This is a genomic window from Paenibacillus sp. FSL H7-0942 (assembly GCF_045040715.1).
Lineage (GTDB): Bacteria > Bacillota > Bacilli > Paenibacillales > Paenibacillaceae > Paenibacillus > Paenibacillus amylolyticus.
The window spans coordinates 5,257,060-5,271,730 of record NZ_CP150279.1; the positions used below are offsets into that span (position 1 = coordinate 5,257,060).

Below are 14,671 nucleotides of genomic sequence, written 5' to 3' on the forward strand. Positions count from 1 at the left end.
CTCGCTGAAGGGTGACATGTCCTATGGTTCAGGTATCAAATACAATCCACACTATTGTTCCTCTCACTTTTCTTCCAATCCATTAAACTGCCTGAGCATGGCGGTGAAACGCTCCAGTTCCTTATCATCCCATCTGGATATACGGTTATAAAAAGCTGACTCCTTCTCCTTGAGCGCACCAACCGTCGATTGTTGACCAAGTTCCGTAAGAGATAGTAACACCCCGCGCCGATCCTTGGGGTCTTGCTCTTTGCTAACATATCCCGACTTTTCGAGTTGTTTGATTAATCGGCTGACCGAGCTGCGGTCCATTGCATTCGCTTCTGCCAAAGCCGCGGCACTTGTTGGGCCATAGGAGTAGAGCCACCGTACCAGTTGAAAAGCGGCAGGTTGCAGGTTCGCATCAAAACGCTCGGCAGATCGAACGTTAAGCGCATGCGAAGCACTGATCAGTGCATGAATCTGCTCACCCAGCGCTAGCTCGAGGGTTGCTCTATCTTTGGTTTGGACTGGATTTTCACTCATTATTGTTAACTCCCTCTCCTCGATATATGAAAGTAGACTTCTGGAAATATGGTTGACAAATATCAATTAATATTTATAGTTGATTTATGTCCATTATATAATTACGAATCTATTTGTGTCAAAAGGAGATCTTCTCATGAAAACTAAACATCCCATTATTGTAATTACCGGAGCAACAAGCGGTTTAGGGCAGCTTGCAGCAATGAAACTCGCCAAACACGGGGCACATCTTATACTCACAGCCCGAAGCAAGGAACGTGCCGAGGCTACCAGGTACAAAATTAAGGAAATCATGCCTTCTGCCAAAATCGAATTTTTCTATGGAGACTTGTCCTTACTGAGTGAAGTAAAACGTATTGGGCTTGAGATTGCAGCCGCTTATCCGCGTATAGACGTACTTTTGAATAATGCCGGACTTCATGCTTTTGAACAGAGAGTCACGTCCGAAGGATATGCCGAGATGATTGCCGTCAACTATTTGGCACCTTGGCTGTTAACGCACACATTGCAATCTTCCCTGATTCAGTCGGGCCATGCCCGTGTCGTCAATGTTGCATCTGAAGCTTCGCGAAATCACGGCACACTGGTATTGCCAGATGACTTAACGGATATCACTCCTTTTACTGCACGCGGTTCCTCTCCAATCTATGGCAAAACCAAACTGCTCAATATTATGTTTACTGGTGAACTAGCCAGACAATGGCGTGGAACCGGAATTCGCGTAAATGCCTTGAATCCTGGCTTTAATGTTACGGGTCTAGGACGAGAGCTACGGTTTGCAAGTGTGCTTGAACGCATGTTAACCTTTTTGCACATTGGCGACCCGCGCCGGGGTACGGATATCATTACTCAGTTGGCTGTGGATTCGAAGTATGGCGAGGTATCAGGAGGATATTTTAATGTCGGAACTGGAGCATCTATTGTTCCTATCCATCCTGGCGGAGATGAGGCCATGCAAAACAGACTGTGGATCGTTACGACACAACTGATGAAAGATCACGGCGTACTGGATTAATTGTACAAGAACAGGGGTGTTCCATAAGCCACAAACATAGCTAGGAACACCCCCTCTTTTTTTCAGTAACTTAGATTGCCGCAAACACCTTGTCAAAACCTGCTTTCGACTTAGCCAATAGTTCATTCCTACCAAGATTCGATGCCGGGGCCAGTACTTCCTGAGCCACCACGCCATTGTAGCCAATCGCCTGCAGATTTCTCAGAAATCCACCCAGATCAATGACCCCTTCGCCGGGATACAAACGCTCATAATCCAGTAATTCTTCCACAGGCAGATCATAGGCATCATTGATATGTACATGAACAATCTGCTCTTTCTTCAACTTCAACAGATCTTCCATCGGTAAACCATTTGTATGCCAGTGATAGGAATCCACCAGTAAACCTACGTTAGGCGCATGAATCGTCTCGATCCAGTCCAGCGTATCTTCCACACGCCAGATAAATGGATTTTTCCATTGCGTCCGCAAATGGTGGCATCCCACAAACTCCAGACCCAACTTAATCCCGTAAGCGTCCAAAATATCTGCGCAGAGTCTCAAACGTTTCGTAGACGCGGCCATAAATTGCGCTGCCGGTTGATCCGTTGAGGGTAAAATATACGTGCAACAGCTGTAACAGTCCAGCGAAGCAGAAGCTTCTGCCATAGCGACCAACGATTGCAATCCCTCACGGAATTGCTCATCTGTCGTCCGCCACTCTACCGTCAGACCCGATGAACCGATGATCACCTGATTGCTTTCCAGCAGATGTTGCGCCTGTTCCTTGCCATACGTTTCAATCAATGAGAGCGGATTCAAATCTACAGATCCGAATCCGTGTTTGACCGCATCTATGATATATTGTTCATCAGACTCGATGTTGCCCAGTCCCGCATTCGTTAACCCTCTAATCATCCCAATCTCCTCCTGTGACTCGTCTGGAATTACAGATTGTGTATCATTTTCTTTATCATTTTATAATAGCAGTACTCTCCGAAAAAGAAACCATCAAAAAAGAGCCGCAACAACGTTATATTAACGTCATTACCGCTCTATCTTTTCTATCTTACACTCTCTAACGTATACCGGTTACGCGGGATCTTAAGACCCAGATTCTCCCGTAGCGTCTCATGTTCATACTCCGTACGGAACAGCCCTCGTTCTTGCAGAACCGGGACAACTAGCTCCACGAAATCTTCCAAGCCATTGGGTACCACGGTACGAACATTGAATCCGTCTGCCGCTTCGCCTTCAAACCATTCCTGAATCCGATCTGCGATCTGATCCGGTGTACCAATGAACGATGTACGTGGAGTGGATGCCAGCAATGCCACTTGGCGCAGGGTTAGCCCTTGTTCTCGTGCCTGCTGCTTGATCTTGTCTGTTGTACTGCGGAAGCTGTTGCTGCCAATCTCCCCAATCTCGGGGAAAGATTCGTCCAGCGCGTGCTGGGAGAAGTCATAATGATCGAAGTACCGCCCCAGATAGTTCAACGCCTGATCAATACTAACCAGTTCGGCAATTTCTTGATATTTCTGCTCCGCCTCTTCCACTGTTCTACCCACAATCGGGCCGATGCCCGGGAAGATCAGGATATCCGCTGCCTGACGTCCATATGCAACCGCTCTTGCCTTCACATCACGGTAGAACTCCCTTGCTTCCTCCAACGTCTCATGTCCTGTGTACACGGCATCTGCCGATCGGGCAGCCAGATCTTTACCAGATTCGGATGAGCCCGCCTGGAAAATCACCGGATGCCCTTGCTTCGAACGCCCCACATTAAGCGGACCCTGTACCGAGAAGTGCGCTCCCTTGTGATTCAGCGTATGCAGCTTGGCAGGATCGAAGAATACGCCCTGCTCCTTGTCTCCAACAAAGGCATCGTCCTCCCAGGAATCCCAAAGGCCTTTGACCACATTCAGATGTTCTTCCGCAATTTCGTAGCGTAGCGCATGGTTCGGATGTTCGCCTTTGCCAAAGTTAAGTGCCGATCCTTCCAGAGGTGAAGTGACCACATTCCATCCGGCTCTCCCATCGCTTAATTGATCCAGTGAGGCAAATTGCCGCGCAACCGTGAAGGGTTCACTATAGGAAGTAGATAATGTAGCAACCAGCCCGATGTGGGAAGTTGCCCCGGCGAGTGCGGACAGAAGCGTCAATGGTTCGAAGCGATTGAGAAAATGAGGATTGGACTTCTCGTTGATGAAGAGGCCATCTGCAATAAAGAGCAGATCAAACTTCCCTTTTTCCGCGATACGCACCTGCTTCTTGTAGAACTCCAGACTAACGCTCGCGTTAATGGGAATATCCGGGTGACGCCAAAAGGAAATGCTGTTACCCACTCCGTTCAGATTAGCTCCCAACTTCAATTGTCGTTGCGACATATATATTCCTCCCTATGTTGTGATGATGACACTGCCCAAGCTGCTCCAAGCAATACAATTCCTGTGAAGAGAAAAATAAACGGAATGCCGATCCATCCACCGAGCAAACCACCGATTAACGGTCCAAGCACAATACCGAACTGACTCGCCGTTTGACTCAGACTGACAGCCCTCCCACGAAAATCGTGATCAGCATACTTGATGATCAGCGCATTAAGCGCCGGATAAACCGCGGCAAAGAACAGACCATAAACAAATCGCAGGCTGCCAAAATAAATCAGATTATTTGCTGTCATTTGCAGCAGACTGCCAATTCCGCCGCCAATCAGACCAATAAACAGGGTTTTCTCGTATCCGATCCTTCCACCAATCTTCCCCCAGCGCGGCCCCATAATGACCGTTGCCACACCAATCGCCGAGAAGACAATCCCTGCACTAAGTGTTGCACTGCCAACATCTCCGCCAATCTGGACGACATAGAGCGTCAGCACCGGTTCGATGATGAGCACGGAGGTCGAGACTAGCAGAATCAAAACGTAGATTCGCATCAAACCCGGCGTGGAAGCCGCTCTTTTCAAATCCCCTATGATCTTCGTTGGAACTATCGTACGAGCTTGTCGTGACTCCTTAACACCGAGGACCATCAGTGCCGCGAGTAATGTAATGACAGCGGATGCAATGAAACATCCCCGCAGTCCGATCCAGTGACTCAATACACCACCGGCAAGAGGACCAAGAATCCCACCCGCAGCGCTGGCCGTGGAGATTACGCCAAGTGCATAACCCACCTGTTTCTCCGGAGTATTGGTACCGATCAGTGTAATCGAGGCGGGATGAAAACCAGCCATGAGTCCCTGAAAGACTCTCACCGCGATAAACGTATATGGATCGTACACAAAGAAGTTAGCGAGATGCGCAATACCTAACCCCACTCCTGAACGGACGAGCATCAGTTTGCTGCCATATTTATCAGCCAGTGATCCCCAGAAGGGTGCGCATAATCCACTGATCAGAAAGCTGATGGAGATCGAAATACCGGACCAAGCTTCCAGACCGCTCTGGATACCAAGATCATTTTGCAGAAATATAGGAAAGAAGGGAACGGACAACGAGTACGCCATATGATTGAAAAACAGGCCGAACCACAGAATATACAGATTTCGCTTCCATTGTGGCATCTTGGCATTCTCCATACTATATAATTCCTATATAAAAAGTAGGTTATTATCCATATTAGTGTACGACTACTGGAAAGTATAATAGAAAAGTTCAATAGACCCATTCAAGAATTAAATGAATGGGTCTACTACGTATGGTAATCGTACTATTCCTTCAATTGAACCGACATAAATACATCGACCTCATCTTCACTGTCCAATATAAATCCAAATCGTTCATACAATCGCCGAGCAGGGCTTCCCTGCAAAACATTTAAAATAACACGTTTCCCCTGAACTTCATCCTGTTCCAGCAGCATGTTCAGTACCTGAGTTCCTATTCTCTGGCCTTGATAATCGGGATGTATGTAGAAATGTTCCAATAGATATGCCTCAGCCTTGGGCTTTAACGCTACACAACCTACCATTGAACCCTCCACTTCAATAATCTGTGTCTGGGCAGGATTGAATGTATTCCGGAAACGTTCACGCACCTTCACATCATCGTACCTTCCCAGTCTGGTTAGATCATCGTATAATACCAAGGCTCGCAAATCAGCAAGTTGCTCTTGGTCTGCCTGTACAGCTTGACGCATTGTTATTGGGTTCATTTGTTGAATTCCTTTCCAGTGGAGAAACGTTAATTTTTGAATGTCATATCGCACTATAGAACACTAAAAATCATACCTTTGGCAACTCACTTGAGCAACACCGGATTTTAGAACGCACTATTTTTTTCAATCCTATTGAACTCCGCAAAAAATAAAAAAAGCCCAAAAAGGACGGTGCAGTCTTGCTTATACAAATAAGCGAACCCGCAACCATCCCTTCTGGGATGTAGATTATTATAGAAAACTATGAAGCATGTGAAACTTGTGCCGCATGTTGTAATGCTTCCAGACCCAATGCTAACGCACCACATAGGCCTGCATGCTGGCCCAATCCGGGCTGCACAATATATTGGTCGATATGTTGCGTAATTGGGGCAGCATTTACATAACCATTGAGATTCCGCACTACCTGCTCCCGGATCATAGGAAACAGATGATCTTGCTGCATCACACCACCGCCCAGGATGATCTTCTGCGGCGAATGAAGCAAGATGGCCGTTGTAATCGACTCCGCAATGTAAAAGGACTCAATCTCCCACGCCGGATGATCTGCCGGCAGTTCACTGCCAGGGATCTGCCAACGGGCTTCAATGGCTGGACCTGCTGCCATACCCTCCAGACAATCGCCATGATACGGGCATAATCCGGCAAAGTGGTCGTCTGGATGGCGTCTTGTGCGAATATGTCCACCCTCGGGATGTAACAATCCGTGTACTCGTTTGCCCCCTGCCACAAGTCCGACACCAACTCCTGTGCCAATCGTGTAATATACACAGTTGTCCAGTCCTTGAGCCGCTCCCCACGTCACTTCACCGAGCGCGGCAGCATTCACATCCGTATCCCATCCAAAAGGAACCGGAAATTCATGCTTCAAGGTTCCAACCACATTACAGTTTTCCCACCCAGGCTTAGGTGTGGTCGTAATATAACCATAGGTGGGACTATCCGGTTGCAGATCAATCGGACCAAAGGAGCCGACCCCTATGGCTTCCACATCTTTATCCCTGAAATACTCGATCACCTTGGCAAGGGTGGTCTCCGGATGTTCTGTTGGAAAGCTGATCCGACCTTCAATCTGTCCATGTTCATTACCTACACCACATACAAACTTTGTTCCGCCCGCTTCTATGGCTCCAATACGCATCGTTTGGGCTCCTTTCCTTCATTACAATTAACCTTTAGCCTTGGTTGATGATATCTCATAGATATGAAGTGAAGAGAAGACCAGATCTGTATTTTCTGCATGAGCAGAGATGCCTTGGCAATCCGCCTCCGGATAGATCAGATCCGTAATAACCGCCTGACCATCATTTGCAAATACCTCCACAGATGAATGATCTACAAAGATACGCAAACTTTGATTTCCGTTCACTTTTTTTAACTCAGCTGTATGACGGCTCAGGAAAAGTTCATGAAAATTGCCGATGCCCGATCGACTACGATCAACGTACACTTCACTTCGGATCGAGTCTACACCAACGACCGTCTCGTGATCTGCACCGCTTCTTAGCGCAAAATGGAACGACTGATCCTGAGCCCACTCTGCATGGATCTCATAGTTCACGAGTTGCAAAGCATTCAACTGTTCACTCACTTGCTGAATCGAAGCATCCTGTAGGGAAATTACTGGCGTACGGGCTTGCTCAAGTTCACGTGCAGGACGTTGAATCAATATAACTTCTCCCGCTCTTGTCTCCAGTGTCAACTCCCGGGCAATGGTCATTGCTCCACGGTAATTATTGGTTGGCGTCTGGTTGGCATACATCCAGTTGCTCATCCAGCCGATAATGAGGCGTCTTCCATCTTCCTCAGGAACGTCAGACCAACTAACTCCTGCGTAGTTATCCCGACCATAATCAATCCAGCGAATCGTCTGGGATGCCTCGTCTGGGACAAATGTAGTTCCATCAAAATCTCCGGTAAAATATTGTGTTCTGGAGCCTTCAATAAAAGCAGGATCTGCACCGATGCTAACGAGCATAACCCATTTCTCTTGCCCTGAATCTCCATCTACTGCAAGCTGGAACAGGTCGGGGCATTCCCATACGCCATCATGTGAACCAATCCCGGCGCCAAATTCACTTCCTAACGTCCAATCCTTCAGATTGGGAGAACGATACAGACATACCGTTTGACCACAAGCGATAATCATAACCCACTCCTTGGATTGCTCATGCCAGAACACTTTGGGATCACGGAAATCAATAAAGTACTCATGCTTTAATACCGGATTACCCTCGTACTTAGTCCAGGTTCTGCCGCTGTCTTTGCTATACGCCAGACTCTGGGTTTGTATGGCATCTTGGTTTTTAACTTCAAGATGATGGGTGAAAATAGCAACCAATCCTGGCTCACCCTCAAAGAATCCGGTCGTATTATTCCAATCCACTACGGCGCTTCCCGAGAATATAGTGCCATTCTCATCGGGGAGTAAGGCTATCGGAAGTTCCTCCCAGGAGATCAGGTCCCGGCTCACTGCATGGCCCCAATGCATGGGGCCCCATGTAGTTCCATGTGGGTGATGCTGATAGAACAAGTGATACTCCCCATTGAAAAACACCATGCCGTTTGGGTCGTTCATCCACTTCTCTTTTGGTGAAAAATGGTATTCATTTCTGTAATCTTGTTTAAGAATTGTCGACATTATGGTTTCTCCTCCGTACTTTTCTTTATTTGTTATTACGGTCATATCCCGCTTGTTTAATCTGTAGCCATTCTTGCAATCCAAGACGATCCAGCTCTTTCAAGTAAGCATCCCATTCCTGATCTATTTTCCCGTTCTGATACCATTCTGTACGCAGACGTAACACGTAGGCGAAGAGATCGGTCTCAATCGTGGACAATCGATCCAGTTCATCAATGGAGAAGAACACACTTGGATATACGTTCTCTGCTTTCATATGCGGAACCATAACTTTGTCGAGAAGTTCCATCCGCCAAGCCGCATCTTCCGGTTTGGTTGTGTATTTGTCATAATAACTGTCGAGAATGGCTAATGGTCCTGCGATACTGGTTTTTTGTCTAAGTTCCACAGGTGCAGATCCTTCCAGTGGAAGATGCTTCAGCATCCCTTTGGCTTCATCGAATTCAAAAATATTTTGCTGACTCTCGTCTCCATAGGTACCCCAGTTGTTCTGCACAGATTGGAGCGGATCGTACAGTTGGTCTACCCACTTCGCTGTAGATTCCAGGTTTTTATTGCTGCTGGTAATGACCATGCGACCACGATCAAGTCCTATTCCGTTTGTTCTTGTGACATTGACCTCTCCATTAGGCCCGGCAACCGGAGGCAGAACATCATACGTATCATTCATGCCTGTAATGTTAGCCTTATCCCATGTGAAGTACATGCCGTACTTATTATCCTTGCCTTTCGCAAGATACGTGTTCCAATCCTGCTGGTACGATTCGACATCGATCAGCCCTTCCTTAACCAGCTCATGAATGTATTTAACCGCTTCCTTGTAGCCTTCATCAGCTGCCGTGAAGACCACTTTCCCATCATTGGTTACCACGGTATGATCCCAGTTCTCTCCGAGTCCAAATGCCGCAAAGAGAAATGTCAGATCTTCTCCGCCCGGTTTGTTAATGAAAGATAACGGAATTTCGTCGGCCTTACCATTGCCATTTGGATCTTGAGTTTTGAACGCGATCAATACTTCTTTCAGTTCTTCGGTTGTCGTTGGCATCTTCAGTCCAAGCTTGTTCAACCATTCCACATTAATCCAAGGCAAGTTATCCACTGCCTGAATCCGTTGTTTGCCACTTCCGAGTTCTTCAATCCATGGGAATGAATAGATATGTCCATCTGGAGCCGTGATCATGCTCTTGTATTCGGGAGCTTCCTCCAGCACCTTTTTCAGATTGGGCATGTGTTGTTCAATCATGTCCTCGAGTGGAATGATCGCCCCGTCCTTCGCCAGTTTCAGGAGATCATAATCCCCGTAACCTGCATCAAAAATGGCATCCGGCAAATCACCGCTGGCAACCGCCAGGTTTCTTTTTTCTGCAAACACATCACTCGTATAGTTCTTCCAGTTGATATGCACATTGGTTTTCTCTTCGAGTCGCTTGTTAATCAGCTTGTCGTTTGGATCAGCGGGAGCCAGCGGAGAGCTCTGTGTTATAAAATTCAATGTCACCTTGCCATCAGGGGATTGCGCCTCACTTGCCGCGCCGCCTCCACCTCCGCCACAGGCGGTTAAAAAGAGCATTGCAGATAACATGGAAATGGACGCCGTTGTAACGGCTTTTCTGGACTTGTTTACTTTTTTCATAATAATGACCTCCATGAGTTGGATTGGATCAACTTACTGTATCGCAGGCTGTTCACTATTTGAGGGAACCGACCATGACACCTTTTTCGAAATACTTCTGGAAAAACGGGTACATGATGATGAGTGGCAGACTCGAAATGACAATTGCTGAGTATTTAATCATCTCGGAGAGCCGTTTCAGTTCTGCCATCGCGAGCTGATCACTGATCATGCCCGGTGCAGCCTGATTCTGAATCAGAATGGAACGCAGAACGAGCTGTAACGGATGCAGGTTCGGATTATCGAGATAGATCATTGCATCAAAATAGGAATTCCATTGCCCAACGAACGCATAAAGTGCGAGTACAAAAATGATCGGTTTCGACAACGGAATGACGATCTGGAAGAAAATCTTCATCTCAGAGGCGCCATCCACGTTTGCAGCTTCTTTCAGTTCTCGAGGGACTCCTTTGAAAAAAGTTCTGGAGAGAATGATGTTCCAGACGTTAACGGCTCCAGGGATGATGATCGCCCACACCGTATCCAGCATGCCGAGATTACGTATGAGTAGATACGTAGGGATTAATCCCCCGCCGAAGAACATCGTAATGATAAAGATAATCATGAAAAATCCACGTCCCGCGAGCCTATCATCCGACAATGCATAACCTGCAAATATGGATACGGTCACGGTGATCAGTGCAAAGGAAACCGAGTACAATACCGCATTTGCAAACCCCCGGATCATGGCTGGATTGGACAAAATCATCTGATATCCGTCCAGACTCCAGTCCGATACATTAAAGGACAGTCCACGATTCAGTAACACCGTGGGGTCCATGAATGAGGCGATAACAATATAAATCAGGGGAACAACCACAACCAGTACAGCACAGGTGAGAAAGATGGCATTGAGTGTGAGGATCAACCGATCCATTCCCGTGTGTTTAACAACCATGGATAATACTCCTTTCCTAATAGAGGCCTTCGCCTTCATTCAATTTCTTCACAATCAGGTTCACCGTCACCAGCAAAATCACATTGATAACCGAGTTGAACAATCCAACTGCCGCAGAATAAGCGTAATCTCCAGACTGTAGTCCCACCTTGTAGACATACGTGGCAATAATCTCGGAGGAAGGCAGGTTCATGGACGTCTGCATCAGATAGGCCTTCTCAAATCCAATGGACATAATCCCGCCAGCTGCAAGGATAAAGACGATGGCCATAATCGGACGAATCGTTGGAAGGTCAATGTGGCGAATACGCTGAAGGAGATTCGCTCCATCCAGATTAGCCGCATTGTGAAGCTCCGGATCAACATTGGCCAAAGCCGCGACGTATATGATGGAAGCCCAGCCCGCTCCGGTCCAGATATCGGACAAAATGTAGATCCAGCGGAAATATTCCGGTTCAGACATGAACATGATCGGCTGACCTGTAATCCATGTGGCTAATTGATTAATTGGCCCTGTCGGTGAGAGGAAGATGAACAGCATACCCACAACCACAACAACCGAGATGAAATTGGGTGCGTACAGAAACAATTGAATATTTTTCTTGATGCCAGCTTTGCGTACCTGATTCAGCATGAGTGCCAGTAAAATGGGCACCGGGAAACTGAATATCAATCCCAAAAAGCTGAGTTTAAGCGTATTCATTAAAATGATATCGAAATTGGGTGAAGCTATAAATTTCTCGAAATGCTTCAGTCCTACCCAATCACTACCCATGATGCCTTTGATCGGACTGAAATCCTTAAACGCAATGATGGCTCCGTACATCGGAATGTACTTGAAGATAAGAGTCAAAATTAAGGCTGGTGCAAGCAACATATATAAAAAGTAATTTTTTTTGAGCTGCTGTAACCTATGACCGCTTGTCGTCCTCACTTTCAGTACCCTTCCTTCGCCCTTTTTGCTGTCGGCTATGTTATCCAACACGATACCCCCGTTCATTCTAGAAGTTGACAATTGTTTTCAGTAAGGGCTTTCAAGATTTACAATTGCCTATTTAATAATTTACAATTTATCAGGTTTCAACGGATTTAGTCAATACGTTTTGTAAAAAAATATTTGTGCATTTGATCATTTTATCTTTGCATTAATGTAACTAAAGAGGATTAAATTTGCATATATACAGCACTGAATCGTTAATACCCGCATTGATATTTCTATATCATGACTGTAATAGATTATCATTGTTACACTAATTAACAAAACTTCTGGAACAATTATGAAAATAGGATTCGACTATCTAAATGTAAATGTAATTGTGCATTTGTAAAACAGAGATTGCTATTTGTCCCGTTCTATTATACATTTGACTTAGAGAAGAATATGGATGACTATTGAGGATTAGAGGTGAAGCATTAGATGGCAAAGGAAAAAGTCACGATACAAGACATCGCTGATGCTTTGGGGATCTCCAGGAATACGGCTTCCAAAGCATTAAATGATAGCGGAAACATCCCGGATGAAACCCGAAATCGTGTAATTAAAAAAGCAATTGAACTTAAATATAAACAGTTTGCCTATATGGACAATGAGCATGTTCTAACCAAGGCTCCGGGCAATATCGCCCTGTTAACTGAAAACCTGCCTAATACATCTCACTTTGGTTCGTTGTTAATCAGCGGTCTGGAGAAAAGAATCAGTGCAGAGGGATACAATCTCTCGATTCATATCGTGCGTGAAGACGATCAAGATACACTTACACTTCCCAACAATTTTGATATAGCCAAAGTGGACGGCATCATTTGCATTGAATTATTTGATCTGGAATATACACAGCTGATTACCGATCTGGGCATTCCCACCATCTTTATCGATTGCGCTTCCAACATATGTTATCCCGAATTCAAAGCAGATCTGCTACTCATGGAGAATGAACATAGCATCTATCAGTTAACCACAAAATTAATTGAGAGCGGCTACACAAGTATTGGATTCGTCGGAGATTACAATCACTGCAAGAGCTTTAATGAACGATGGGTTGGATATCAGCGTGCTATGCTGGAGGCGGGGTTGCAGGTCGACCTGTCCCATTGCATCGTAGATAATGATCGCCTGTGTTTCTCCAAGCCAGGATGGTTGAACCAGCGAGTGGCAGAGCTGGCATCCCTACCTTCCGCTTACGTATGCGCTAATGACTTTATAGCAGTTGATCTGATCAGGGCGTTAAAAGACAGAAATGTCGCTGTGCCACAGGATATTGCGATATGCGGATTCGATAATGCACCCCAATCTCGAATTATTGAGCCAGCATTAACAACGGTTCATATTTATAGCAATGAGATGGGCATTAAGACTGCGGAGATGCTGTTATCCCGGATAAATAGCCCGACACAGCCGTATCAGGTCTCTCACATTGTGACCAAACCCATAATCAGGGAGTCCACACCAGCAATCATGGCCGATCATTCTCAGATGGTTCATAGTTCTGCAAAATAAAAAAACGTATGTCTCACGAGTAATAACTCGTGAAACATACGTTTTTTTGTGGTTTCGATTGGGTTGGATGAAAACTCTATCCTATCCATCGTGGCCTAGATAAAAAATTATCTCGCGATTAGATCTCTTTCAAAATGCCTTTTACAAGTCCGATAAAGGTTGTTTTCACTTGCGCAGCCACTTCAATAACTTCATCATGACTTAACGGCTGATCCAGAATACCACAGGCCATGTTGGTCAGACAGGAAATGCCTAGTACCTTCATACCGCCATGAATGGCAACAATGGCTTCAGGTACCGTGGACATACCCACTGCATCCGCACCCATCGTACGAATCATGCGAATCTCCGCTGGTGTCTCATATGCCGGGCCACTCCACCATGCATAGACACCTTGCTGCAGGCCAACATTCTGCTCTTCTGCAACCTTAAGGGCAATGCTGCGCAGTTCGAAATTGTATACCTGTGATACGTCTGGGAAGCGCACACCCAGTTCAGCATTATTAGGCCCCATCAAAGGGTTATTGCCTACCAGGTTAATATGATCTGTAATGAGCATCAGTTGACCCGGCTCAAAGCTTGTGTTGATGGCTCCGCAGGCATTGGTGATAAGCAATTGCTCGACACCCAGCGCCTTCATGATCCGAACGGGAAAAGTCACTTCATCCAATGTAAAACCTTCATAATAATGAAGGCGGCCTTTCATCGCTACAACCGTTTTGCCCATCAGTTCACCAATAACCAATTCATTGGCATGACCGATAGCCTCCGATTGGGCGAAATACGGAATATCTGTATACGGAATAACGGTCGCATTTTCAATCTCGTCCGCGAGCGCTCCCAGTCCAGAACCCAGAATCATGCCTACGGCAGGTTTGGTATGGATTCGGTTTAATATGTAATCTCTTGCTTCCTGAATATGTGCGGATTGATGCATAATGATATCCTCCTGATGATCTGAATTGAGTTAACAAAAACTGAGTTAATGAGGTGTTACTCATCAAGTGTAATGAACAATGGTCATGATGTAAATGGAAGCTGTTCTATATACAATAAAAAAACGACCCTATGCTCCAGAATCGTTTAAAAACATGGACATACCCTATTCCAATGTATATTTGTTTCTACTTTTCATGTAATCGATTGTCATGATCAGTAACAGCATCAATGTAGCAAACATCAGCGGTTTGGCAAAAGTACCTTCTTCAAAGATACAATAACTAAATATAAAATTTCCGGCAAAAGTAATTAAATAATTTCGGATGTAATCCATCTTCTCATCTCATTT

At 45.8% G+C, this 14,671-nt stretch carries 14 protein-coding genes; 2 read left to right on the forward strand and 12 right to left on the reverse strand.

The genetic code is table 11. The features are described 5' to 3' along the window. Positions 1–63: 63 nt before the first annotated feature. Positions 64–525 (reverse strand): MarR family winged helix-turn-helix transcriptional regulator, encoded by a 462-nt coding sequence (locus tag MHI48_RS23130; RefSeq protein WP_405141895.1) that lies wholly within the window; start codon positions 523–525, stop codon positions 64–66. A gap of 136 nt (positions 526–661) precedes the next feature. On the opposite strand from MHI48_RS23130, the gene MHI48_RS23135 reads away from it, so the two are divergent. Continuing rightward, positions 662–1,540 carry an SDR family NAD(P)-dependent oxidoreductase gene (locus MHI48_RS23135; RefSeq protein WP_405141897.1) on the forward strand — a complete coding sequence of 293 codons (879 nt, stop codon included), beginning with the start codon at positions 662–664 and terminating at the stop codon, positions 1,538–1,540. 70 nt (positions 1,541–1,610) lie between these two features. Here the strand turns inward: MHI48_RS23135 and MHI48_RS23140 are convergent, their stop codons facing one another. The 9 genes from MHI48_RS23140 to MHI48_RS23180 form a co-directional block, all read right to left on the reverse strand. Then, positions 1,611–2,438, reverse strand: a complete 828-nt coding sequence (locus MHI48_RS23140) for a sugar phosphate isomerase/epimerase family protein (RefSeq protein ID WP_405141899.1) — start codon at positions 2,436–2,438, stop codon at positions 1,611–1,613. Positions 2,439–2,584: 146 nt separating this feature from the next. Next, positions 2,585–3,907, reverse strand: a complete 1,323-nt coding sequence (locus tag MHI48_RS23145; protein ID WP_405141901.1) for an LLM class flavin-dependent oxidoreductase — start codon at positions 3,905–3,907, stop codon at positions 2,585–2,587. Beyond that, on the reverse strand, positions 3,889–5,085 hold the full coding sequence (locus tag MHI48_RS23150; protein ID WP_405141903.1) for an MFS transporter: 1,197 nt from the start codon (positions 5,083–5,085) through the stop codon (positions 3,889–3,891). Before MHI48_RS23150 ends, MHI48_RS23145 begins: the two co-directional genes overlap by 19 nt. Positions 5,086–5,231: 146 nt before the next feature. Next, complete coding sequence (locus MHI48_RS23155; RefSeq protein ID WP_405141905.1) at positions 5,232–5,675, reverse strand: GNAT family N-acetyltransferase; 444 nt, start codon at positions 5,673–5,675, stop codon at positions 5,232–5,234. A gap of 244 nt (positions 5,676–5,919) precedes the next feature. Then, entirely contained in the window at positions 5,920–6,819 is a 900-nt protein-coding gene (locus MHI48_RS23160; protein ID WP_405141907.1) for an ROK family protein, read from the reverse strand. Between the two features lie 27 nt (positions 6,820–6,846). After that, complete coding sequence (locus tag MHI48_RS23165; RefSeq protein WP_339186102.1) at positions 6,847–8,319, reverse strand: glycoside hydrolase family 32 protein; 1,473 nt, start codon at positions 8,317–8,319, stop codon at positions 6,847–6,849. A 25-nt stretch (positions 8,320–8,344) separates the two neighbouring features. After that, the gene (locus MHI48_RS23170) at positions 8,345–9,952 is read right to left on the reverse strand and encodes an ABC transporter substrate-binding protein (protein WP_101314522.1); all 1,608 of its coding nucleotides are present in this window, start codon (positions 9,950–9,952) and stop codon (positions 8,345–8,347) included. 55 nt (positions 9,953–10,007) lie between these two features. Continuing rightward, positions 10,008–10,889 (reverse strand): carbohydrate ABC transporter permease, encoded by an 882-nt coding sequence (locus MHI48_RS23175; RefSeq protein WP_036617174.1) that lies wholly within the window; start codon positions 10,887–10,889, stop codon positions 10,008–10,010. A gap of 16 nt (positions 10,890–10,905) precedes the next feature. Next, a complete protein-coding gene (locus MHI48_RS23180) occupies positions 10,906–11,766 on the reverse strand; it encodes a sugar ABC transporter permease (RefSeq protein WP_223200008.1) in 861 nt (286 codons plus the stop codon). Positions 11,767–12,306: 540 nt separating this feature from the next. Here MHI48_RS23180 and MHI48_RS23185 point away from each other — a divergent pair. Then, positions 12,307–13,383, forward strand: a complete 1,077-nt coding sequence (locus MHI48_RS23185) for a LacI family DNA-binding transcriptional regulator (protein ID WP_101314524.1) — start codon at positions 12,307–12,309, stop codon at positions 13,381–13,383. A 118-nt stretch (positions 13,384–13,501) separates the two neighbouring features. Here MHI48_RS23185 and MHI48_RS23190 read toward each other — a convergent pair whose 3' ends face one another. Together MHI48_RS23190 and MHI48_RS23195 are read right to left on the reverse strand one after the other, a co-directional pair. Continuing rightward, on the reverse strand, positions 13,502–14,320 hold the full coding sequence (locus tag MHI48_RS23190) for a purine-nucleoside phosphorylase (RefSeq protein ID WP_405141910.1): 819 nt from the start codon (positions 14,318–14,320) through the stop codon (positions 13,502–13,504). A 165-nt stretch (positions 14,321–14,485) separates the two neighbouring features. Further along, positions 14,486–14,656: a hypothetical protein gene (locus tag MHI48_RS23195; protein WP_405141912.1), complete on the reverse strand. Its 171-nt coding sequence runs from the start codon at positions 14,654–14,656 to the stop codon at positions 14,486–14,488. Between the last annotated feature and the right edge of the window lie 15 nt (positions 14,657–14,671).